The organism is Methylomonas sp. PHL2-19 (assembly GCF_059331595.1).
This window is the reverse complement of sequence record NZ_CP196839.1, coordinates 2,117,310-2,140,209: the sequence shown is the minus strand read 5'-3', so window position 1 is coordinate 2,140,209 and position 22,900 is coordinate 2,117,310. Positions and strand designations below refer to the sequence as shown.

General features: G+C 52.3%; 15 protein-coding genes. 8 read left to right on the top strand and 7 right to left on the bottom strand.

All coding sequences use genetic code 11. The features are described from left to right. Positions 1 to 79: 79 nt before the first annotated feature. Positions 80 to 1,660, top strand: coding sequence for a methyl-accepting chemotaxis protein (locus ACR02O_RS10105; RefSeq protein ID WP_494523299.1), 1,581 nt, complete (start codon positions 80 to 82; stop codon positions 1,658 to 1,660). Between the two features lie 136 nt (positions 1,661 to 1,796). Here the strand turns inward: ACR02O_RS10105 and ACR02O_RS10100 are convergent, their stop codons facing one another. Further along, positions 1,797 to 2,363 carry a thioredoxin family protein gene (locus ACR02O_RS10100; RefSeq protein ID WP_171695937.1) on the bottom strand — a complete coding sequence of 189 codons (567 nt, stop codon included), beginning with the start codon at positions 2,361 to 2,363 and terminating at the stop codon, positions 1,797 to 1,799. 97 nt (positions 2,364 to 2,460) lie between these two features. Here ACR02O_RS10100 and ACR02O_RS10095 point away from each other — a divergent pair, with 97 nt between their 5' ends. The 4 genes from ACR02O_RS10095 to rpe all read left to right on the top strand — a co-directional run bounded on the left by ACR02O_RS10095 (position 2,461) and on the right by rpe (position 11,500). After that, on the top strand, positions 2,461 to 7,581 hold the full coding sequence (locus ACR02O_RS10095) for an AAA family ATPase (protein ID WP_494523298.1): 5,121 nt from the start codon (positions 2,461 to 2,463) through the stop codon (positions 7,579 to 7,581). Positions 7,582 to 7,609: 28 nt separating this feature from the next. Further along, the gene (locus tag ACR02O_RS10090) at positions 7,610 to 8,311 is read left to right on the top strand and encodes a response regulator (RefSeq protein ID WP_033155367.1); all 702 of its coding nucleotides are present in this window, start codon (positions 7,610 to 7,612) and stop codon (positions 8,309 to 8,311) included. Between the two features lie 20 nt (positions 8,312 to 8,331). Next, the gene (locus tag ACR02O_RS10085) at positions 8,332 to 10,722 is read left to right on the top strand and encodes a sensor domain-containing protein (protein WP_415880395.1); all 2,391 of its coding nucleotides are present in this window, start codon (positions 8,332 to 8,334) and stop codon (positions 10,720 to 10,722) included. Between the two features lie 106 nt (positions 10,723 to 10,828). Next, on the top strand, positions 10,829 to 11,500 hold the full coding sequence (gene rpe, locus ACR02O_RS10080) for a ribulose-phosphate 3-epimerase (RefSeq protein ID WP_415880394.1): 672 nt from the start codon (positions 10,829 to 10,831) through the stop codon (positions 11,498 to 11,500). Between the two features lie 70 nt (positions 11,501 to 11,570). Here the strand turns inward: rpe and ACR02O_RS10075 are convergent, their stop codons facing one another. Continuing rightward, a complete protein-coding gene (locus ACR02O_RS10075; RefSeq protein WP_494523297.1) occupies positions 11,571 to 13,361 on the bottom strand; it encodes an autotransporter domain-containing protein in 1,791 nt (596 codons plus the stop codon). Between the two features lie 302 nt (positions 13,362 to 13,663). On the opposite strand from ACR02O_RS10075, the gene ACR02O_RS10070 reads away from it, so the two are divergent. Beyond that, positions 13,664 to 14,878, top strand: a complete 1,215-nt coding sequence (locus tag ACR02O_RS10070) for a glycosyltransferase (RefSeq protein ID WP_494523296.1) — start codon at positions 13,664 to 13,666, stop codon at positions 14,876 to 14,878. On the opposite strand, the gene ACR02O_RS10065 is transcribed toward ACR02O_RS10070, so the two are convergent. The 5 genes from ACR02O_RS10065 to ACR02O_RS10045 form a co-directional block, all read right to left on the bottom strand. Beyond that, entirely contained in the window at positions 14,857 to 15,621 is a 765-nt protein-coding gene (locus tag ACR02O_RS10065; RefSeq protein WP_458137052.1) for an inositol monophosphatase family protein, read from the bottom strand. The two genes, ACR02O_RS10070 and ACR02O_RS10065, sit on opposite strands and share 22 nt — an antisense overlap. A gap of 84 nt (positions 15,622 to 15,705) precedes the next feature. Beyond that, a complete protein-coding gene (locus ACR02O_RS10060; protein ID WP_205454462.1) occupies positions 15,706 to 16,974 on the bottom strand; it encodes an ammonium transporter in 1,269 nt (422 codons plus the stop codon). Positions 16,975 to 17,130: 156 nt separating this feature from the next. Then, on the bottom strand, positions 17,131 to 17,469 hold the full coding sequence (locus ACR02O_RS10055) for a P-II family nitrogen regulator (RefSeq protein ID WP_020485493.1): 339 nt from the start codon (positions 17,467 to 17,469) through the stop codon (positions 17,131 to 17,133). A 181-nt stretch (positions 17,470 to 17,650) separates the two neighbouring features. Further along, a complete protein-coding gene (locus ACR02O_RS10050) occupies positions 17,651 to 19,054 on the bottom strand; it encodes an ammonium transporter (protein ID WP_101055169.1) in 1,404 nt (467 codons plus the stop codon). 22 nt (positions 19,055 to 19,076) lie between these two features. Further along, positions 19,077 to 19,415, bottom strand: a complete 339-nt coding sequence (locus ACR02O_RS10045) for a P-II family nitrogen regulator (RefSeq protein ID WP_020485491.1) — start codon at positions 19,413 to 19,415, stop codon at positions 19,077 to 19,079. Positions 19,416 to 19,976: 561 nt separating this feature from the next. Here ACR02O_RS10045 and ACR02O_RS10040 point away from each other — a divergent pair. Continuing rightward, positions 19,977 to 21,200 carry a porin gene (locus tag ACR02O_RS10040; RefSeq protein ID WP_225892875.1) on the top strand — a complete coding sequence of 408 codons (1,224 nt, stop codon included), beginning with the start codon at positions 19,977 to 19,979 and terminating at the stop codon, positions 21,198 to 21,200. 164 nt (positions 21,201 to 21,364) lie between these two features. Next, complete coding sequence (gene glnA / locus ACR02O_RS10035) at positions 21,365 to 22,774, top strand: glutamate--ammonia ligase (RefSeq protein WP_020485489.1); 1,410 nt, start codon at positions 21,365 to 21,367, stop codon at positions 22,772 to 22,774. The last annotated feature ends 126 nt before the right edge of the window (positions 22,775 to 22,900 follow it).

The window sequence follows — 22,900 nt, the reverse complement described above, 5'->3', positions numbered from 1 at the left end:
TCGACAAAAGCGGTGCAGACCAGTCAGCCAGCGCTTGCGTGGGAACTTACCTTTCTATCTCTGCCGACCCGGTACAAAAATGAGAAAAAACCTACCCGTTACCCAACGTGAATTGATTTACTCAGCTTCGGCTACCATCACATCCGGGACAGATCCCGCCGGCAAGATCAATTATGTCAACCAAGATTTTTTGAACACTAGCGGCTTTAGCGAGGCAGAGCTGTTAAACCAGAGCCATAACATCGTTCGCCATCCCGACATGCCTTCCGCCGCATTCGCCGATTTGTGGCAAACCGTGAAGAGCGGCCGGCCATGGATGGGAATTGTCAAAAATCGCTGTAAAAACGGCGACCATTACTGGGTGGATGCTTTTGTCACCCCGCGCTTCGAAAATAGCAAGATTGTCGGTTACGAATCGGTGCGGGTTAAACCGGACGTGACCTGCGTGGCCCGCGCCAATACTGTCTACGAAAAGCTGAACCACGGCAAAAATATCGATTCGCCTTTGAGCCGCATCGGTTTGTCCGGCAAACTGACCGGCGGTTTTGCAGTGATTCAATTAATCACCGCCATCAACCTTTATCTGAGCGAAACGTGCAGTTTTGGCGTAGCGACAGCAATCTTCGCCGGCCCCTTAGCGGTCGGTTATGCCTGGGTTTGGCTTGTATTACAACCTTTAAAAGACGCAGCGGCGGAAGCGCGCCGGGTGATCGACAATCCGGTGATGCAGCAGATTTACACCGCCGATGGCGGCGAAGTTGGACAATTACTGTTGGCGGTGAAGCTGTTAAAAGCCAAATCCCGAACCATCATACGCCGTCTAACTCAAGCCACAGAACCCTTGGCAGGTAAAGCCGATACGAGCTACCAGGCAGTCAGCCAAGTTAGCGCAGCGATGGATAGACAGCTGGCGGAAATTGAACAGATTGCCTCGGCGATACACCAAATGAGCGCCACCGTCAGCGAGGTCGCCCGCAGCGCCGCCAACGCCGCTCAAGCCGCCAATGATGTCAATCGGCAATCGCAAGAAACGCTTTCGCGGGTCAACAATACCATCCAAATGATAGACCGCTTAGTGGTCGCGGTCGGCCAAGCCGAAACAGTCATTAAAATTGTGGCCGATCACAGCAAGAAAATCGGCGGCGTCCTTGATGTGATTCAAGGGATTGCCGAGCAAACTAACCTGTTGGCGCTGAATGCCGCCATCGAAGCAGCGCGCGCCGGCGAACAAGGCCGGGGATTTGCCGTCGTGGCCGACGAAGTCAGAACCTTGGCCGGACGCACGCAAAAATCCACGGAGGAAATCCACAAAATGATCGACGGCCTGCGTTCCGGCGTCAATAACGCCGTACAGGAAATGGCTAAAGTCAGGGAAATGGCGGCAACCGGCGCGGAACACGGAAAAAACTCCACCGAATCGCTGCAACAAACCACACTGTCGGTCAATATCATTAACGACATGATCGTGCAGATCGCCAGCGCAGCCGAACAGCAACATATTGTTTCCGAAGAAATTTCCAGAACGGTAGAAGCCGTCGGCAGCTTATCGCGACAAACCACAGAGCATGCGGTTCATGCCAGTACGGCCAGCGGCGGTGTCTCGGCACTCAGCAAAGAGCTGGATATGTTGGTTGAGCAATTCGACGACGTACCACGCTAAAAACGCACCGTGCCGAAGGCTGGGGGCAATGATTTGTCAGCCTGAATACACTCCTGCGCAAGCCGCCGCCAGAAAAGTTCAAAAACCTGAGCGGCGGTTTTTACCGAAGTGACAACGGGTTGCGGATTACCGGCATTTACTCCGCAAGTTTCCACTTGATGTTACAGCCGATGCTGGGAATTTGTATCGTATCGACAGGCTTTCCCGCCAGCAAATTATCCAAGGCATTGCGCAAATCCTCGCCGGTAACCGGCACATCATTCTTCGGCGTGGCGCCATCCAGGCGGCCGCGGTAAACACAAGCCAGATCGGCATCGAACAGGTAAATATCCGGGGTGCAGGCTGCCTGGTAGGCTTTGGCCACCGCCTGCGATTCGTCGTACAAATACGCGGCAAACGGATGCCCCCAGTCCGCCATCATCTGCTGCATTTTATCCGGCGCATCCTGCGGATAGTTTTCGATGTCATTGGCACTGATCGCCACCGTCGAAATGCCTGAGGCCGCGTATTGCCGGGCAATGGCGATCAATTGCTCTTTGACGTGCAACACATACGGGCAGTGGTTGCAGATAAACAAAATCAAAGTGCCGCGTTCGCCTTTCAAGTCCTGCAAAGCATACTCGCGGCCGGTCACGGTATCCGGCAAACAAAAGTCCGGGGCGATACTGCCCAGAGGCAGCATAGTGGAGGCTGTCGCGGCCATGGCTAATCCTGTTGAGTCAAAACAAGACTAGAATTATAAAACAGCCCGCCCCCGGAACTGCCGCGAAAATCGCCTTAACTTTCCCACTCGCCAGCGCATGATCGATATAAGCACCCGAACCGTTCCGCTTCAAAATGCTCCGCAACTGGACAGCTATGTGCTGACCGACAAACTCGGCGAAAGCCTGCAAGCCACGGTTTATAAGGGCTATCACAAACACGTGCCGGAATACCCGCTGGTGGTTAAATGCCTGAAATTGTTGTCCAGTTGGGACGACCAATCCCGGCATCTGCGGCAAAAAATCGAACGCCTGAAAGTATTGCACGACCCGCGCGTCTGCACGCCCTTGGCTTTGGAATCCAACGACGGCGATCAATTCATCGTCCAGCCTTGGTTCAACGGCCAACCGTTGAATGTATGGATCGCTCAACAACAAGCGGTGAATCTGAGCGATTTTTTTACATTGGCCTGCTCCTTGGCCGATACCCTGCAATCGGTGCACGATGCCGGCATTACCCATGGCGGCATCAAACCGCACAATATTCTGGTGCAATCCGGCAGCTTGAATTTGCGCCTGACCGACTTCATCACGCCGCTGGACATCCGCGATGTCAGTCACTTTATCTACGATCCGGAATTTGTCCGCAACACCCTAGCCTATACCTCGCCGGAGCAAACCGGGCGCATCAACTACCGGGTCGATTTCTCCACCGATTTATATTCGCTGGGTATCGTGTTTTACGAACTGCTGACGGGCCGACTGCCGTTTTTTTCCGACGATCCGCTGGAACTGATTCACTCGCATCTAGCCGAGGAAGCCATCAAAATCCACGACATCAGTCCGGGCATCCCCAACACCCTGAGCGAAATCATCGCCAAACTGATTTTGAAGCAACCGGAAAAACGTTATCAAAGTGCTTCAGGTTTGTTGGCCGATTTGCTGCGCTGCCAAAAAGAACACGAAACCACCGGCAGCGTATCGAATTTTGGCATAGGCCAACACGACCGCAGCCGCCGGGTGGTTTTCATTTCGAAAATGGTCGGCCGCCAAAGCGAAGCCGAGCTCATTCGTCAGGAATACAGCGAGGTGACCCAAGGCCGGTTTCGTTCGGTGCTTATTTCCGGCCTATCCGGCATCGGCAAAACCCGGCTGATTCAGGAACTCCAAAAACCGCTGGTGAAAAATCGCGGTTATTTCAGCTCCGGCAAGTTCGATCAATACCAAAAAAATATTCCCTACAGCTCACTAATCCAGGCCTTGCGCAATTTGATACGCACCTTTCTGACCGAAAGCGACGCCCAAGTGCATGATTGGTCCGCAAAAATTCTCGACGCGCTGGACAATGCCGGTGGAGCGATCATTGATGTGGTGCCGGAGCTGGAATTCATCATCGGCCCGCAAGCCGAAGTACAGCCCTTGCCGCCGGTGGAAGCGCGTAACCGTTTCAACAATTTGTTCGGCCGCTTCCTGGCTTGCCTGGCCAGCGAGGACAATCCCTTGGTGTTATTCATCGACGATCTGCAATGGTGCGACAGCGCCACCTTCGATTTTTTGCAAAACCTGTTCGCCAATCACCGCGAACACCCCTATCTATTTTTTCTGGGCGCATATCGACATAACGAGGTCGATAGTGGTCATCCTTTGACCAAATTGATCCGTAGCGTGCGAGAAAACGCCGGCCCACTGGCCGAGATCCATTTGACCGAACTCAGCGACGCCGATTGCCACGAAATGGTTGCCTACATTCTGGATTCGTCGCTGAACGCCACCGCCAATTTGGCCGACTTTATCGCCCATCTGACCGAAGGCAACCCCTTATTTGTCAGTGAAAGTCTGGCCTGGTTGTACAACGAAGGTTTACTCAGCATCGACGCCAATCAACACTGGCAATGGGATATGAACCGCATCCGCGACACGCAAATGCCGGCCAGTGTGGTGGAACTGTTCAGCGCCAAAGTGCGTAAATTGCCCAGCCGGACTTTGGATATTCTTTATCATTGCGCCTGTATGGGTAATCGCTTCACAGCAGAGGATGTCGGGCTGGTGCTGGACAAGCCCATTGAGCGACTGTTCGAGGACTTAAAACCGGTATTAAGCATGGGCCTGATACTGGAAAATAAAGCCGACCTGCAATTTGTCCATGACCGGGTACAGGAAGCGGTATTGCAGCAAGTTGCCGCCTCGGCGCGCCCCGGCATCCATTGGCGGATCGGCAATCGCTTGCTGTCGGCGGTGCCACCGGGTGCCGAGCTGGTCAGCCTGGACAATTTATTCACCATCGCCGCCCATCTCAATCAAGGTTGCCCGGATAATCTGGACGAAGAAACCGCCTACTGGCTGGTAAATATCAACTTCAATGCCGGCAATAAAGCCCTGGATGCTTTGGCCGGGGATGCCGCCAACGAATTTTTCCTGAAAGCCCATAATTATCTACCGCCAGATTGTTGGGAAACGGCCTACGCGCTGACGTTTCGGATTTATCAGCGCTTAGCAAAAACCGATTTGATGTGCGGCCGCTACGACAGCTCGGAAGCCTTGCTGAACCGGCTGATCGAGCATGCGGTCAGCGACCTGGATAAGGCCGAGGCGTTGGCCGATCAGACTACGTCACTGTCTTCATTCGGCAACTTTAAGCAAGCTATCGCCACGGCCAACCGTGGCTTGGCGTATTTCAACAAATCCATTCCCGACGATCCCGAACAAGCCCGGCAACGCATGGAAAGTCTGATGCTGATCATTGAGCAGCAAGACGATGTCTGGCAAAAAATCCTGAACATGCCGTTTACCGAGCAGCGGCAAAGCAAAATCGAGCTGGCTTTTTATAGCGAGTTGATTCCGGATTTGTACATGTGCGGTCTGGTCCCGCAGCTGTATTTATCCGCCGCCCAATCCACCCTGCACTGCCTGGAAGGCGGCATGGACGAGTCGGTGATTTATTCGTTTTCCATCATGGGCCTCAATCTGGGCGAACAGGGCAAATTCGCGCAAGCGTTTCTCTATCAGGATTTAGCGCACGATTTGTGCGCCAAATACCCCAACACCTTTGGCGCCACCCGCGGCATGAACGGCATCGTCTGGTGCAATATGCACTCGCGCAGCCACCCGGCCGATATTGTCGATTACGCGCACAAGGCCATTCAGTCCGGCAAGAACTGCGGCGATCTCTACAACGCCGGCCTGTCCTACGGCCCGCTGATGTGGAATCTATTGGCCCAGGGTAAAAACCTGCGCTGGGTCGAGGAAGCCGCCGATGAATGTCTGCAATTTTCCCGCAAAAACCAGTTGTCGTTTTCAATAGGCCTAGCCCAGGCGGTGCTGGCCGGCTGGGTATTACCGATGAAGCCCGATTACCGCCCGGTCGATATGCAAACCACGCTGGCGGACTGGCAGGCCAATAACTATGTGGCAGCTACCGGCAGTTACTTCGCATTACTGGGTTTTGCCCAATATTACCTGGGCGACTATGGTGCGGCGGCAGTATCGCTGAAAGCCGTGGAAAACTATTTGCACGGCTTAACCGACAATGTTTTGAAACGTCTTTGGTACGCCTTTCGGATCTTGAACTTGCTGCGCTCGGAAATGGATGCGGCGCGAATCGATGCCGAAATTGCGCCCTTGCTTGCGCAACTGGAAGTGTGGGGGCAACTTGGTCCCTTGCTGAAACCCTACCTAATGTTTGTCCATGCCGAGCTTGCCAGACAGCAGGGCCAATACCGCGAAGCGCGCAATCTGTACATGGATGCCATTGCCTTGTCACTGGCGCAGAACTATGGCCTGCTGACCGGCCATATATACGAAACGCTGGCAGATCTGTTGCTGAAGCACCGCTTGGGCGACGCGGAACTGTATTACGGCGAAGCGCGCCGCCACTACCGCTTATGCCGTGCCGATGCGAAAAGCAACCAGCTGCAGGAACGTCATCAATACGTCAGTCCGGAGACCGGCGCCAGAATAGCCAAACCTCAGCCCGCTCCCACCACCTTACCTAGTCTGGACATCAGCTATCTGATGAAATCGGCGCTGGCGTTATCGGCAGAAATCGATCTGACACAATTGATGCAAAAAATCATGGCCGTGGTCTTGGAAAGCTCTGCCGCCCAGCACGGTTATCTGTTGATCAAACAACAAGACGAATTATTGGTGGCCGCCGAGCAGCACGTCGGCAAAAAGCGCACCATACACAAACACTATTACAGCTTGAACAAGGTGCGCGGCATCTGCCACGCCATCGTCAATTACGTGCAACGTACCCACGAAAAAGTCGTGCTGAGCGACGCCTGCAGCGACGGCGAGTTTCAAAATGCGCCCGAGGTTGTGGCGTTTGGCTTACGCTCGGTATTGTGTTTGCCGGTGATCAAGCAAAGCGAATTAATCGGCTTGCTTTACCTGGAAAACCGGCTATCCGAAGGCGTATTCACCCCGGAAAAAATCAGCATGACCGAGCTGTTGACCGCCCAAGCGGCCATTTCGTTGGAAAACGCCCGCTTGCTGGAACAAACCCGCCAAGCTTACAAACAATTACAAGAAAACCAGGATCATATGCTGCAAATGGAAAAGCTGTCGGCACTGGGCACGCTGGTCGGCGGCGTGGCCCATGAGATCAACAATCCGCTGATGGGCGTGATGAACTTCGTGGAATTTGTCTCGGACCGCACGGAAGATGCCAAATCCAAGCAAATACTGGCGCAAGCCTTGCAGCAAATTCAACGCATCAAAAACATTGTGTCGAATATGCTGGTGTTCATGCATCAAAAGACCACGCCAACCGGCAGTTGCTCGCTAGAGGAAGTTTTAGGCCAAACCTTGTTGTTGCTGGAAGGCGAATTGCGCAAAACCGCTATCCAAGTCCGTACCGAGATACCGGAAAACTTGCCCAAACTCGCCTGCACGGCGGAAAGCATGCAACAGATTCTGATCAATCTATTGATCAACGCCCGCGATGCGCTAAGCGGTATTGCCCAACCCGAAATAGAAATCAGCGTCCGTTGTGCGGAAAAAATGCTAGAGTTGAATATAAAAGACAATGGTCCCGGCATCCCCGACGAAGTACAAGGCCGCATGTTCGACCCTTTCTTTACCACCAAACCGCCCGGCCAAGGCACCGGCCTGGGTTTATCCGTCACCCGCCGCTTGATTCAAGATGCCGATGGCTCGATAGCCGTGGAAAGCCGCATTGGCGAAGGTTGCCGCATCCGGTTAAAATTCCCCCACTTTTAGTATTTGTTAACGAATAGAGACACAGGCGATGGTAAACAACATTCTGGTGATTGACGACGACCCGGCGGTACGCGGCGCCTTCAAGCTGATTCTGGAAGAAGAAGGCTATCGTGTGCGCGAAGCCGAGAACGGTCTACAAGGTATCGCCATGGTGGAAGCCGATCGTCCCGATCTGATATTTCTGGACTTACGCATGCCCGGCATAGACGGCGTGGAGACCTTACGCCGCCTGAAGGCGTTGGACACCAGCCTGAATGTCTATATCGTCACGGCCTTTGCCGCCGAATTTATGGACCAACTGAAAGACGCCCATGAAGAAGGCTTGCAATTCGAACTGGCCAGCAAACCCTTGTCGGCATCGCAAATCCGCAATATCGCCCAAGTGGTGCATATCGCCAAAGTTCACGAAGAACGCCGGGCCAACCACCATAAGCTGGTTTTGACCTTATACGTGGTGTCGCTGAATCCGGAAACCCGCAGGCTGGTGGAGCAAATCAGCGCGGTGCTGGCCGGCATATACGAGCCCGGCCATTGGGTATTCGACGTGGTCGAAGTATTGGGCATGCCGGAAAAGGCGCTGGAAAAAGAAATCTTTGCTACGCCGATGCTGGTGCGCGACCTGCCGGAACCGGTGTTGAAACTGCTAGGCGATCTTTCGCGAATGTCGTCGGTGATGGCGGCCATCACTACCCAAAATGTTGGTACAGGTGTGCAGACAGTGATCGTTTGATGCCCGTTCGTAACCACTAAATGCCACAAACACTCAAACAACTCAATCTGATCCTGGACACCATTACCGACGGCGTAATGGTGGTCGACCCGCAAGGCAGCGTTATTTATGCCAATCAAGCAGCAGAACAATTGCTGGAACGCGGCAGCCTGATCGGCCATTCCCTGGCAATTCCGATTTCCGCCGACAAAATTCAATTTCAAGACATCAACCTGATTCGCCCCAGCGGCATAGCCTGGGCCGAACTGCGCTCCACGCCGCTGGAATGGGAAGGCGCGCCGGCCTATGTCATCGGACTGCGCGACATCACGGCCCGTAAGCAAGCGGAAATCGCGTTGCAGGAAAGCGAGCTACTTTTTCATACGCTATCGAAGATTGCCCCGGTCGGCATTTTTCGCACCAACGAAAAAGGTGAGTGCGATTACGTCAACCATCGCTGGTGCGAAATCACCGGCTTGCATTTTATCGATTCGCACGGTGACGGCTGGATAGCCGGTTTGCTTGCCGAAGACCGCGAATCGGTAATTGCCGAATGGCAGCGATGCGTATCCGCCTTGCAGCCCTTCAATATGCAATACCGTTTTCAACTGGCGGACGGCAGTGTGCGCTGGGTGGTGGGGCGCGCCGAACCGGAATTGGACGAAACGGGCGGATTGTGCGGTTACGTCGGCACCATTACCGATATTTCCGACATCAAAGCCAACGAAGAGCGCTTGGGACAAGCCGCCGCCGTATTCGAAAGCACCCGAGAGGGCGTGATGATTACCGATGCCCAACGCCGAATCACGATGGTCAACAAGGCCTTTAGCAACATCACCGGTTACGATAATCGGGATGTGATCGGTCATAGCCCCAGCATCTTAAGTTCCGGCCGCCACAACGCCGATTTTTACCGGGAAATGTGGGCCAATATTGCCACTACGGATCATTGGCAAGGCGAAATCTGGAATCGCCGCAAGTCCGGCGAGGTGTATCCTGAATTGTTGAGCATCAGCACCGTGCGCGACGGCAAAGGCGAGATCAGCCACTACGTGGGTGTGTTTGCCGACATTTCCAAGCTGAAGGCTTCGGAAATGGAACTGGAATTCCTGGCCCACCACGACCCGCTGACCAAATTGCCCAACCGCATGCTGTTCCTGTCGCGCCTGCAACACAACATCGAAAAAGCCCGCCGCCAGGCCAACAAGATGGCGGTGTTGATGCTGGACTTGGACCGCTTCAAGGACGTTAACGATAGCTTCGGCCATTTGGCCGGCGACGATTTGCTGCAAATGGTCGCCGAACGCCTGACTACCCGGCTGCGTACTAGCGACACCATTTGCCGGCTCGGCGGCGACGAATTCGTGGTGTTGCTGGAGGAAGTCAACCAACCTGAGACCGTCGCTCATGTGGCCACGCAAATCATCAATGCCTTGAACCAAACCTGGCAACTACCCAGCGGCCATGAAGTACGCATCGGCGTCAGCGTCGGCATCGCCATGTTTCCCGAACACGGCGCTTCGCCGGACGAGTTGATCCAACAAGCCGATACGGCCTTGTATCAAGCCAAAAATGAGGGCAGGAACCGCTTCAAATATTTCTCGGAAGATTTGACCCGCGCCGCGCGCGAACGTATCGATATAGAAATCCGCCTGCGCCAAGCTATCGAGCAAGGCGAATTGCGGGTGTTTTTCCAACCGCAAATTTGCATCGAGAATGGCGCGATTATAGGCGCCGAAGCCTTGGTCCGCTGGCAGACTGCCAGCGGCGAACTGATACCGCCGCTACGCTTCATCCCGATTGCCGAGGAAACCGGTCTGATTACCAGTATCGGCAATTGGGTGTTGAGAGAAACCTGTCACCACGGCCAGCGCTGGCGGCAAGCCGGTTTTCCAGCCTTGCGTCTGGCGGTTAACCTATCGCCGCAACAGTTTTTGCATAGTGATATTAGCGAAGTGGTCGCCAGGATTTTGGCAGAGACCGGTTTTCCGGCCGAGTGCCTGGAACTCGAACTCACTGAAAGCGCGTTGATGAAACGGGAAAAAGAAGCCATCGAAATTTTACACAAGCTGCACGGCTTGGGTGTGCATCTGGCCATTGATGATTTCGGCACCGGTTATTCGTCGCTGGCTTATTTGAAACTATTTCCGCTGGATGTCTTAAAGATCGATAAAAGTTTTATTGAAGACATCCCCAAACACACTGACGATATGGAAATCACCGCGACGATTATCGCCATGGCTAAGACGCTACGCATGCGCGTGGTAGCGGAAGGCGTGGAAACCGCCGAGCAACTGGCTTTTCTGAAAAGCCGGCAATGCGATCTTTACCAAGGTTATCTGGTCAGCAAACCGCTACCGATAGCGGAATTCGAAAAGTTTCTGACCGACTACGCTCTTAACAAAAATCTTGAGCCGGTGGTGTCGGCTTGAAACAAGCGCCGGCAGCCCTAAAGTGTGCAATCAATCCACTGTTTTAGCCAAACGCCGGAAAAAAGTTATAATGCCGGTTTTTTAACCTCACCAAAAGGATCAAAAGATGGCTGACAATCTGATTGCACCTTCCATACTCTCCGCAGACTTCGCACGCTTGGGCGAAGAAGTTGTTAATGTCTTAAATGCGGGCGCAGACATTGTGCATTTCGATGTGATGGACAACCATTTTGTGCCCAATCTGACTATCGGTCCCTTGGTTTGCGAAGCGCTACGCAAGCATGGCGTTACCGCCCCAATCGACGTCCATTTGATGGTGGAACCGGTAGACCGCATCATCCCGGATTTCGCTAAAGCCGGCGCCAGCTACATTACTTTCCACCCGGAAGCATCCAGACACATTGATCGTTCACTGCAAATGATCAGAGACTTGGGTTGCAAATCCGGTCTGGTATTCAACCCAGGCACCCCGTTGCATTACCTGGAGCACGTGCTCGACAAAGTCGATATGATTTTGCTGATGTCGGTCAACCCCGGATTCGGTGGTCAATCTTTCATTCCATCCGCGTTGGATAAATTGCACCAAGCCAGAAAAATTATCGACGACAGCGGTTTGGATATCCGCCTGGAAATCGACGGCGGCGTAAACGTGGCTAATATTCGTGAAATCAAGGAAGCCGGCGCGGACACCTTCGTAGCGGGCTCCGCTATTTTCGGTAAACCGGATTATAAAAAAGTCATCGACGACATGCGCGCGGAATTAGCCGCAGCCAAATAAGTCTGAATTAAAGACAACCGCTGCGGGATGTCCCGCAGCGGTCACTTCCCCAAAGCATTCACTATATTCCTTAAAACGGAATTCTCGCTCCCAACTCGATAGTGTGATCGGTAATATAGGCCTGCCCTAAGCGGTATTCGTATCGCAAAAAGCCCGCCCGACCTTCCGGCAAGCTCAATGCCAACGACGTACCGATATTGAAATAGTCGCGATCCGGCGTATCGGTTTTTACGCTGAATCTTCCGGCACCGGCAGCCGCCTGACTAAAGCGCGCCTGAATCAAACGGCTTTCGTCCAGATATTGATGCACCCATTCGAAGCGCACGCCGGGCGACAACACACCCCAAGAGGTGCTGATCGCGTTACTGGCTTGACCGCCGATAGTCGATGTCGCCGAATCGATAGATTGGCCGGCAAACTCCATGGCTAAACCTCCACCGCCGCTTTCCTGATAGCTATCCACTTCGGTTTTGCTGTAATCCAGCCTTACATAGGGATTAATCACAAAACTTTGCAGCGCAAAGTCTTTACCAAACCCCAAACTAAAGCCGTACTGGTCGCCATTAGCGCTACTGGTAGCCGTATTATCGAATCCGGTATATTGGATGCGCCGATTGATATCGAAGGAATGCAGCGCATAACTCATAATCCAGTCGATATAAAATGACTGCGGCAGGAAATAACTGCCATACGACGAAAACTCGTACGCATCGGTCGACATACTCCCGCTGTTTAAATTGTAATTGGTATCGGTAGAGCCGTAACCGAAGGCCGCACCCAACACCAATTCATCCATAAAACTGTAATCCAGACCGAAGGTAACCGCCTTTCTGTCGGCTTTGAAGCCCCGTTCGCTGCCGGTATTGGCTTTTTCGCCGACGTTGAATTGACCTTTCAGAAAGAAACCTAACGGGCTATCGCGAAACGGCTGTTCGTTTGGATCATCCCCAGCCGCCCCGCCCCGAGCCGGGCCTAATGCTGTCATCAACGCCTTGCCGACCGGTATGGTTTCGCCATTGACATTAATGGTGGAATAACCCAATAAGGAGGCGCTTTGCTGTTGGGAGTTGCGCAGATTAACGATGCGGCCATGCACCACGGAAAATTGCTTGTAACCAAAATCCACGGCGGCCGCACCTTGCGCCGCCACCGCATCCGGAATCACCGCATTCAGGTCGGCGTTGTTTATTTCATTGCAGCGGGCCAATAAATCGCCGCCAGCTCCCGAGCAAGCACTGGTTAAACCTTCGTAAATTGCTTGCTGATTAGGGGTAAAGGTCGGATCGGCGGTTAAGTTGGGCGTCGAGGTTATTGGCGTAGTGGGCGTAGTGGGCGTCGTTGGCGTGGTGGGGGGCGGAGCGACGTCGTTGTCCGCGATGCTGGCGACTGCTGACGCGCCCGCCGACACCGAATCACCGGTACAGCTTGGCGTTACATTCTGAAGAGATAAGGTCACAGTTTCAGTACTTTCTACCAATGCATCATCGATAATATTGATGGATACCGGCGCACTATCGGTATGAGACCCGCCAAACAAAAAGGGAACGCTGAAAGAAAAGGTGCCGCTCGAAATATTGTAGTCACTGCCTGCGGTTGCACTGCCGCCGGCAGCGACGACATCGCCGCTTATGGTGCAGCCGCCATAATCGCCGGAGCTGCTAGCCAGACTAACGTTAGCCTGGACAACACCATCCGCTTCGTTAAAGTTATAGGACCTGGAAGAAAAATCCAGAGTCCAGGCTTGTACTGAAAATGGTGCGAAAGATAAAGCGGCCGCTGCTACCAGCAATACTTCCTTGGAACTGAATGCAAGGGGTCGAATTGCCCGGTTTAAGCACTGGCGCGAAGACATTGGCGGCATTGCCGTTAGTCCGCATAAACCTGATAATTTTTCTGAATGTAATATAGGTAGGATCATGAGAATTTAGCAGGTTAGATACAGCGTAATTAAAGAATAAAAACCTTGTATGCTAATTATGGCACTGAATACTATCGATGATTCCAAATCATTAGCAAACAGTCTGAATTCTATTATTGACTACCATCATGAACATAGATAAATGCTAGCGCATAAATTCTTAAACCAGTTGTTTCAACAAAAGTTATTGCTAAACGCTGTAGACAAACTCCAACTTCAACCTTTTGTAAAGCAAATCCACTGCCATGGCTAGAGTCCTGTATTGCTGGGAATTAGGGGCCGGCTACGGTCACACTGCCGCATTTCTGCCCATAGCCCGACAACTTAAAAGTCTCGGGCACGAGGTTATATTCGCGCTTAAAGATTTGGAATACGCCGACACTTGGTTAGCTGCCGATCATTTTTGTTACCTACAAGCCCCGATACGCTGGCCTGACAGTCGTCCGCAAGCGCCAGCCTCCAGTTATCCGGGAATTCTACAAAACGCCGGCTTTACCGATGAAACTGCTCTGCTAACCCGAGCAAAAGCCTGGCAATCCCTTTATCGCCATGTAAGTCCTGACTTGATCGTATGCGACCACGCACCGACCGCGTTACTGGCTGCCCGCAAATTTGACACGCCTCGAGCGGGGTTCGGCACCGGCTTTTTTTCGCCGCCGCGCATCAGTCCGATGCCCAATATTCGCCCCTGGTTGCGCGTTAGCGATAAGGCCTTAAACATTATCGAAAGCCAAGTGTTAAACACGACTAACTCGGTTTTAGAGCGTTTGAATACACTACCATTAAGGATTTTGGCGGACTTGTTAGAGTTTACGGAAGATTTTATCTGCACGTTTCCGGAGCTGGACCATTATCGGCAATACCGTAACGCAAATTATTGGGGACCCACCATTTTGCAGACGGACGGCATGGAGCCGATCTGGCCGAGCGTCGGAGCCGAAAAAATATTCGTCTATTTGCACCCGGAATATCCCAGCCTGGAAGTGTTGCTAAAACAGTTGCGCGCGTCACCTTGGTCGATATTGGCGCACATACCCGGCACAACACCCGTATTTATAGAAAAAAACAGCAGCGCCAATCTACACATTACTCCGCAACCGGTAATCATCTCGACTGCTGCCAAACAATGCGATTTGGCTATTTGCCATGGCGGTATGGCGACATTGTCGGCATTTTTACTGTCTGGCAAACCCTTGCTGGCATTGCCTTTTCAGCTCGAACAACTGATCAGCGCTCAAAACCTCGCCGCTCTGGGCGCGGGCACTTACATCACGGCGGAAAGCAAAAACCCTAACTACAAGGCAGCCCTGACTGAGTTATTGCGTCATTCGAAACACACGCAGGCCGCCCAGCAGTTTGCGGAAAAGTACGCCGATTTCTCGCCCGCCCAGCAAGCTATCGATATTGCCAAGCGTTGCGAGATGTTGATGAAAAACGCTTACATCAACGGCAGCAACTGATCGAGAATCTTGCCGTTTGTTACAAAAACCTGCTTGGGAAACACGCCGGGATTACCTTTAAAATCGGTGACCGTCGCGCCCGCCTCTTTGGCGATCAACACACCCGCCGCGATGTCGTAAAGATTCAACTCCTGCTCCCAAAAGGCATCGACCTGGCCATCCGCAACCGTGCATAAATCCAGCGCGGCGGAACCCAGGCGCCGCTGACCGGTAGTGGCTTGTGCGATACGATTAAATCGCGGCAGGTTGTTGTCCTCCAAATACTGACGCAGGCACGCGAAACCGGTGGATACCATGCTGCTGGCCAAACTGGTTTCATCCGAAACCCTGATAGGTTTGCCGTTTTTCCAAGCGCCCTTACCTTTTTCCGCGCAGTAATAATCGTCCAAGGCCGGGCCGTAAACCGCGCCCATTCTCAATTCGCCGTCAATTTCCAAGGCTACACTAATGCCCCAAAAATACTGGCCTTTCGAGAATGAATGGGTACCGTCAATCGGATCAACGATCCAGCGGCTGGTTTGATTGGCGGTTTGACCGCTTTCCTCGCCCCAAAAACCGTACTCGGGACACTGCTCGCCGAGAGCTTGTTTCAGATAATTTTCCACCGCAACATCGGCATCGGTGACCAAGTCGCGCGCACTTTTTTTGTTGATCGCCAGAGAATCTAAGTCGTTGAAATATTGCATCGCCACATCGCCGGCGGCGCGAACGATGGTTTCTAAAGCTTCGAGAGTAATGGGCATGATTTTCCTGATTTTATAGGGATGCGGGCAACACGGCCATCCGCCCTGCCCGCAAAGAGAAGCCTGTAGTTTAAGCGCTAATGTTTACAGATTGTGGTAGCCGGTTTCTTCGTGCAACACAATATCCAGACCTTGCTGCTCTTCGTCTTCGCTGACGCGCAAACCGATGAACACGCCGATGAGTTTCAATAAAACGTAGCTGAACAAAGCGCTCCAGGCCGCCGTCACTAAAACCGCAAGCGTTTGCACGCCGACTTGCTGGGCAATAGTCACGCCGTTCAATCCCAAGCCGCCGAAACTTTCAGCAGCAAACACGCCGGTTAAAATCGAACCGACGCAGCCGCCGACGCCATGTACCGGAAACACGTCCAAGGAATCGTCGATTTTCAAACGGCGTTTGACGAATTGCGTGGCGTAAAAACACACGGCGCCAGCCACAATACCAATAACCAAACCACCCATGGGCCCGACAAATCCAGAGGCCGGCGTAATGGTGCCCAAGCCGGCGACCATCCCGGTGACGATACCTAAAACACTGGGCTTACTAAAACGCAGCCATTCAATGGTCATCCAGGTTAAAGCACCGGCGGCCGCGGCGATATGAGTCACGGCAATCGCCATCCCTGCACTGCCGTCGGCTTTTAACGCGCTACCACCGTTGAAGCCGAACCAGCCGAACCAGAGCATCCCGGCACCCGTAACCACCATGGTCATATTATGCGGCGGCATCGCCACCGTGGGAAAGCCTTTACGGCGCCCCAACACTAATGCCGCCACCAGAGATGCCACTCCGGCGTTGACGTGAATCACAATCCCGCCGGCGAAGTCCTTCGCACCCATCGCCGCCAGCCAGCCGTTGCCCCATATCCAATGGCAAATCGGCATATACACCACAATCAGCCAAAGTCCGCTAAACCACAGCATGGCTGAAAACTTCATCCGTTCGGCAAACGCGCCAACGATCAAGGCCGGGGTAATAATCGCAAAAGTCATTTGAAACATGAAAAACACGGTTTCCGGAATATCGCCGATCAAAGTTTGCGTGTTCATGTCCGGCAGAAAGATCTTGCTGCCGCTCCCCAAAAACGGCTGCCAACTGCCGCCATCGGCAAATACGAAGCTGTATACACCGGCCAGCCACAGTAGTGATACCAGACAGGTAATCGCAAAACATTGCATCAATACCGACAGCACGTTCTTGCTTCTGACCAAACCGCCATAAAACAGCGACAGGCCAGGAATGGTCATGAATAAAACCAGCGCGGTGGAGGTTAAAACCCAAGCGGTGTTGGCTTGGTTAATGCCTTCGGCCCAAGCCTGCTGCGGCAACATCAAGCTGTATGCCATTAGCATCAGCGTTCTTTTTATTGTTGTCATTGTCTTTCACTAGATGATGTGTGTTGTTATTTTTAAGCTGTCTATAAACAACAAAATCGCCCTGGTCTGCGAATTTCGCGCAGACCAGGGCGATTTTTGATGTTCTACTGCTTTTTGTTTTTTGTTGAAGACTTAGATAGCGTCTTCTCCGGTCTCGCCGGTTCTGATACGGATAATCTGTTCCAGGTTGGTCACAAAAATTTTACCGTCGCCAATTTTGCCGGTGTTTGCGGCTTTGACGATGGTTTCCACGGCTTGGTCGACAACGTGTTCCGCAACTGCAATTTCCAGCTTGACCTTAGGCAGAAAATCCACCACGTACTCAGCGCCGCGATATAACTCGGTATGGCCTTTTTGCCTGCCAAAGCCTTTTACTTCGGTCGCCGTTACACCAGCCACCCCGATCTCGGACAAGGCTTCCCTGACGTCGTCCAGCTTGAATGGTTTGATAATCGCTGTAATTAATTTCATGCTATCCCCAAATTCGAATGATTAAAAAGCTGTTTCGTCACTGTTGCCACCATAATAAATAATTCCGGTAGAACCTACAATTTACCCGAGCAAAAGCACCAAAGTAGTGCTTCATGATAACAAAAACGGGCAGCCATCGCCGACCACCCGTTTCTTTTCGCGTTAACCGCAGCTTTCAACCCTAAACGTGATAAGCGGTTTCGCCATGCTCGGTGACATCCAGACCTTCGCGTTCGGTCGCTTCGCTAACCCGCAGACCAAGAGCCACATCGGCAATTTTGAAGGCAATGAAGGACACCACGCCGGACCAAACGATGGCGATGCCTACACCCCAAGCTTGGCTGGCAAGCTGGGTAAGCACACTGTAGTCAGGCAAGGTTGCGTTGGTGACGTAGTCCCAGACGCCGGTACCACCCAAATCAGGGCTGGCAACCACAGCAGTACCCAAGGCGCCGATAATACCGCCCACCCCGTGCACACCAAACGCATCCAGCGAGTCGTCATAACTCATCGCGTGTTTCAAAAAGGTTACCGACCAGAAGCATACTGCGCCGACCACCAAGCCCAAACCGATAGCACCCATCGGCCCTGACCAGCCGCAAGCAGGCGTAATCGCAACTAAACCGGCAACCGCGCCTGAGGTAGCGCCCAACATGCTAGGTTTACCACGCACAGCCCATTCCGCACCCATCCAGGCCAGAGTTGCCGCCGCTGCCGCCAACAATGTGTTGACGAAAACCAATGCCGCCAGACCGTTGGCTTCCAGGTTGGAACCTGCATTAAAGCCAAACCAGCCTATCCATAACAAGGATGCGCCTATCATGTTCATCGTCACGCTGTGCGGCGCGATAAATTCTTTACCATAACCAATACGCTTGCCTATCATTAAACAACCGACCAAGCCGGCGATACCGGCGTTGATATGTACCACGGTGCCGCCGGCAAAATCCAAGGCGCCTTTTTGGAATAAAAAGCCCGCAGTCGCGCCTGCTGTTTCAGCTGCAGCGGCATCGGTATACGCATCGGGGCCTGCCCAGTACCAAACCATATGCGCCATCGGTAAGTAGCAAAAGCTAAACCAGATCACGGTAAACAACAGCACCGCTGAAAATTTAACCCGCTCGGCAAATGCGCCGATGATCAACGCGGGCGTGATGGCCGAGAAAGTCAGCTGGAACGCTACATAAATAAATTCAGGTACATAAGCCCCTTTGCTGAAAGTGGCCGCCATCGAATCCGGGGTAATACCCTTCAAAAATGCCTTGCTGAAACCGCCGAAGAAGGCGTTACCCTCGGTAAACGCGACGCTGTAGCCGAACGTCGCCCACATAATCGCCGTCAACGAGAAGATAACAAAGACTTGCATCAAGATAGACAGCATGTTTTTGGCTCGCACCATACCACCGTAGAACAAGGCCAAGCCAGGTATTACCATTAAAGCAACCAGTACGGTTGCAACTATCATCCAGGCGGTATCGCCTTTGTTAACGGTGGCTTGCACGGCCGGTGCCGCCACTTCTTCCGCAAACGCCATGCCCGAGAGTCCAAACAGCGCGAACAGCGCCATGCCTGTTAAATATTTCATTGTTGGTTTCCCCATCTTCATATTAAAGAGCTTCTTCGCCGGATTCGCCGGTTCTGATCCGAACCACCTGCTCCAGATCGGTTACAAAAATTTTGCCATCGCCGATCTTCCCGGTATTGGCTACTTTCACAATCGCTTCGACGGCTTGCTCAAGCAAAGCATCCGCAACCGCTACCTCGATTTTTGCTTTGGGTAAAAAATCCACCACATATTCGGCACCACGATACAGTTCCGTATGGCCCTTTTGCCGACCAAAGCCTTTTACTTCAGTAACCGTCACGCCAGATACACCGATATCCGACAACGCCTCACGCACGTCGTCTAGCTTAAACGGCTTAACCACCGCTGTTATCAGTTTCATAGTTCAACACCTCTTTGCTTGAGTTAATAAATTCCCGAAACAAGCAAAGCATGATGCATGCCACTATTTATTCCCCTGATTTTTAAAGCTTTATTAAACACATCCATTAAAAGGACAACAGAATCGCACCAAACCAGTGCAACGCTTTTTGGATTGCACCATTGCAACTCAATACCACCCTACAGGCCTTGATCTGCCAGTTTCAGTGGTTTGCTTTAAGAATAAATAGGGCTTTGTCGCAACATAGCAACACTGCATTACTTTGGTGCAACAAAAAGAATTTGCACCATTGCGAATCATGAACTAGTCTACATATGCCGCCTATCTTATTGATTTTTAATAAATCGAATATGGCCTAAAAACTGCTATAGAATCTTCAGTAGTCACTGAACCAAGGGGATAACCACCATGAGAAACAACACAACGTTAACAAAATCACACAGCCGCGCTTGCTTAGCCGGGTTAATGGTGATTTGCAGTGCCTCCGCTAGCGCGGACAGCTGGACAGAAGCATCCGGACTACTGGGTGCAGCGGGGATTGACCCAAACGCATCGAAATTCATGACCGATCATAATCTGAAGGTTGGCGGCTGGCTGAACAGTAGCGTCGGCGCCAACATGAATAGCAACGGTGACGGTTTTAACGGCCCAGTGACATTCAACGACCGTAGCGGTGAATTGCAACTCAACCAGTTGTATCTGTATTTGCAAAAAGCTATCAATGTGAACGGCGACTCTTTCGACATCGGCGGTCGCGTCGATGTGATGTACGGTACCGATGCCGCGTTTACACAAGCTTACGGTTCATTCGGATTCGACCCCGGCACCCTAGCGGACAGTGACCGTGGCAACTGGGATCTGAATTTGAGCGGACACGGGGAGCGCTTCTACGGCTTGGCATTACCACAAGCATACGCCGAGTTTAACCTCCCATTCGGTAATGGTATCGCAGTCAAAGCCGGGCACTTTTATACTCCAATCGGTTACGAAGTAGTTACCGCTCCCGATAACTTCTTCATCACCAAACCCTACACTATGCAATATGGCGAACCATTTACCCATACTGGCATACTCGCAACCTACGCTTTCAATCCGAATTGGACAGTAATGGGCGGTGCAGTTACCGGAAGCAACTCGGGCGGCTGGGACGGCAACTGGGACAGAGACCTGGGCAACTGGGCTTGGTTGGGCGGGGTAACCTGGACAAGCGACGACGCCGGCACATCTCTGGCTATTACTTCAACGGCTGGCGAACGCTCCGAAAACAGCAAAGACACATGGGCCATGTACAGCATCGTCGGCAAGCACAATTTCACCGACAAGTTGCATTATATCATTCAACACGATCACGGTTTTGCCAATAATATCTGGACCGGGAACGCAAGCCTTGCAGGGCTTCCAGACGGCAGGGAAGACGCCGAATGGTATGGCGTCAACCAATATTTGATTTATGACGTCAACGACAAAGTCTCAGCCGGTCTGCGTGCAGAATGGTTCCGTGATCATAACGGCATCCGAGTTCTCGGCCCTGGCCGTTGCTATGCTGCAGCAGGCACAGTCGGCGACAACTTCGCTTGTGGCAGCAACTACGGCGCTAACTATGTCCCGTTTCAAGAAGCCAGCGGATATTACGCCGTTACAGCCGGCTTGAGCTACAAACCGGCAAAATGGTTGAACTTGCGTCCAAACTTGCGTTACGACTTTACCGATAATGCTAAAGCGTTCGACAACGGTACACGCCACAACCAATTCTTGGTTACTGCGGACGTAGTCATCACTTTCTAAGTTGGTAGCCTAAGTAAATCATCGTTATAAAGCTGTACGCCTCCATTGCGTTGAAAGCCCTTTGGAGGCTCTGTTTGTTATAGCTCTTTACTACGTTTGATGATATTGTTAAATCGTTTAAGCTTCTCAACCAAAACAACTACAACCTACGGAGACCCTCACTAATGTCTGTTGATCACGTTCTGAAATTAATTCAAGAAAACGACGTTAAATTTGTCGACTTCCGCTTCTGCGACACTCGCGGTAAAGAACAACACGTTACTTTCCCAGCGCACACCATCGACGAAGACACCTTTGAAGAAGGTAACATGTTTGACGGTTCGTCCATCGCCGGCTGGAAACACATCAACGAATCGGACATGATTCTGATGCCGGACCCCAGCACCGCGGTTATCGATCCTTTCTTCGACGACAAAACCCTGATCTTGCGTTGCGATATTATCGAACCGAAAGACATGCAAGGTTACGCTCGTGACCCACGCTCTATCGCCAAACGCGCTGAAGCCTATTTGCAATCTACCGGTATCGCCGACACCGCGTTCTTCGGTCCTGAAAACGAATTCTTCATTTTTGACGACGTCCGCTGGAACACCAGCATGGGTGGCTGCTCCTACCAAATCGACTCAGAAGAAGCCGGCTGGAACTCAGAAAAAGTTTACGAAAACGGCAACATCGGTCACCGTCCAGGCGTTAAAGGTGGTTACTTCCCCGTACCGCCAGTCGATTCATTCCAAGACATGCGCTCTGCAATGTGCCTAGTTCTGGAAGAAATCGGCCAAACCGTTGAAGTACACCACCACGAAGTGGCAACTGCCGGTCAGTGCGAAATCGGTGTTAAATTCAATACTTTGGTTAAAAAAGCCGACGAAGTACTGGGCTTGAAATACGTGATTGCCAACATCGCGCACGCTTACGGCAAAACCGCAACCTTCATGCCTAAACCACTGGTTGGCGACAACGGCAGCGGCATGCACGTTCACCAATCTTTGGCTAAAGGCGGCGTCAACCTGTTCACCGGCAACCTGTATGGCGGTTTGTCAGAAACCGCGCTGTACTACATTGGCGGCATCATCAAACACGCCAAGGCATTGAACGCTATCACCAATCCATCAACCAACAGCTACAAACGTCTGGTTCCTGGTTTTGAAGCGCCTGTGATGCTGGCTTACTCAGCACGTAACCGCTCTGCGTCTATCCGTATTCCTTACGTCACCAACCCTAAAGGTCGCCGTATCGAAGTACGTTTCCCAGACTCCACCGCTAACCCATACTTGGCGTTTTCTGCTATGTTGATGGCGGGTCTTGACGGCATCCAAAACAAAATTCACCCAGGTGAAGCGATGGATAAAGACTTGTACGACTTGCCACCAGAAGAAGAAAAAGCGATTCCACAAGTGGCGTTCTCTCTGGACGAAGCCTTAGCGGCTCTGGATGCAGACCGCGAATTCTTGACTCGCGGCGGTGTATTCACCGACGACGTAATTGATGGCTACATCGCATTGAAACAAGAAGACGTGACTCGTCTGCGCATGAGTACTCACCCTGTTGAGCTGGATATGTACTACAGCCTATAAATAGTTAAGCCCGTTCTTAGCCTGTACTATCCCAAAACCCCGCAAGTCATAGGCTTCGCGGGGTTTTTTATGCACTGGCGCGCACCCTCACGAGAAATAGTCAAATCTGGTGTATGGCTGATTTGA

Bases quoted from the DNA above. Each gene is read 5' to 3' on its own strand.
- ACR02O_RS10050 (WP_101055169.1), bottom strand. From the start codon at position 19,054: ATGAAATATTTAACAGGCATGGCGCTGTTCGCGCTGTTTGGACTCTCG.
- ACR02O_RS10105 (WP_494523299.1), top strand. From the start codon at position 80: ATGAGAAAAAACCTACCCGTTACCCAACGTGAATTGATTTACTCAGCT.
- rpe (WP_415880394.1), top strand. From the start codon at position 10,829: ATGGCTGACAATCTGATTGCACCTTCCATACTCTCCGCAGACTTCGCA.
- ACR02O_RS10040 (WP_225892875.1), top strand. From the start codon at position 19,977: ATGACCGATCATAATCTGAAGGTTGGCGGCTGGCTGAACAGTAGCGTC.
- ACR02O_RS10090 (WP_033155367.1), top strand. From the start codon at position 7,610: ATGGTAAACAACATTCTGGTGATTGACGACGACCCGGCGGTACGCGGC.
- ACR02O_RS10060 (WP_205454462.1), bottom strand. From the start codon at position 16,974: ATGCTAATGGCATACAGCTTGATGTTGCCGCAGCAGGCTTGGGCCGAA.
- ACR02O_RS10055 (WP_020485493.1), bottom strand. From the start codon at position 17,469: ATGAAATTAATTACAGCGATTATCAAACCATTCAAGCTGGACGACGTC.
- ACR02O_RS10070 (WP_494523296.1), top strand. From the start codon at position 13,664: ATGGCTAGAGTCCTGTATTGCTGGGAATTAGGGGCCGGCTACGGTCAC.
- ACR02O_RS10075 (WP_494523297.1), bottom strand. From the start codon at position 13,361: ATGCCGCCAATGTCTTCGCGCCAGTGCTTAAACCGGGCAATTCGACCC.
- ACR02O_RS10085 (WP_415880395.1), top strand. From the start codon at position 8,332: ATGCCACAAACACTCAAACAACTCAATCTGATCCTGGACACCATTACC.
- glnA (WP_020485489.1), top strand. From the start codon at position 21,365: ATGTCTGTTGATCACGTTCTGAAATTAATTCAAGAAAACGACGTTAAA.
- ACR02O_RS10065 (WP_458137052.1), bottom strand. From the start codon at position 15,621: ATGCCCATTACTCTCGAAGCTTTAGAAACCATCGTTCGCGCCGCCGGC.
- ACR02O_RS10095 (WP_494523298.1), top strand. From the start codon at position 2,461: ATGATCGATATAAGCACCCGAACCGTTCCGCTTCAAAATGCTCCGCAA.
- ACR02O_RS10100 (WP_171695937.1), bottom strand. From the start codon at position 2,363: ATGGCCGCGACAGCCTCCACTATGCTGCCTCTGGGCAGTATCGCCCCG.
- ACR02O_RS10045 (WP_020485491.1), bottom strand. From the start codon at position 19,415: ATGAAACTGATAACAGCGGTGGTTAAGCCGTTTAAGCTAGACGACGTG.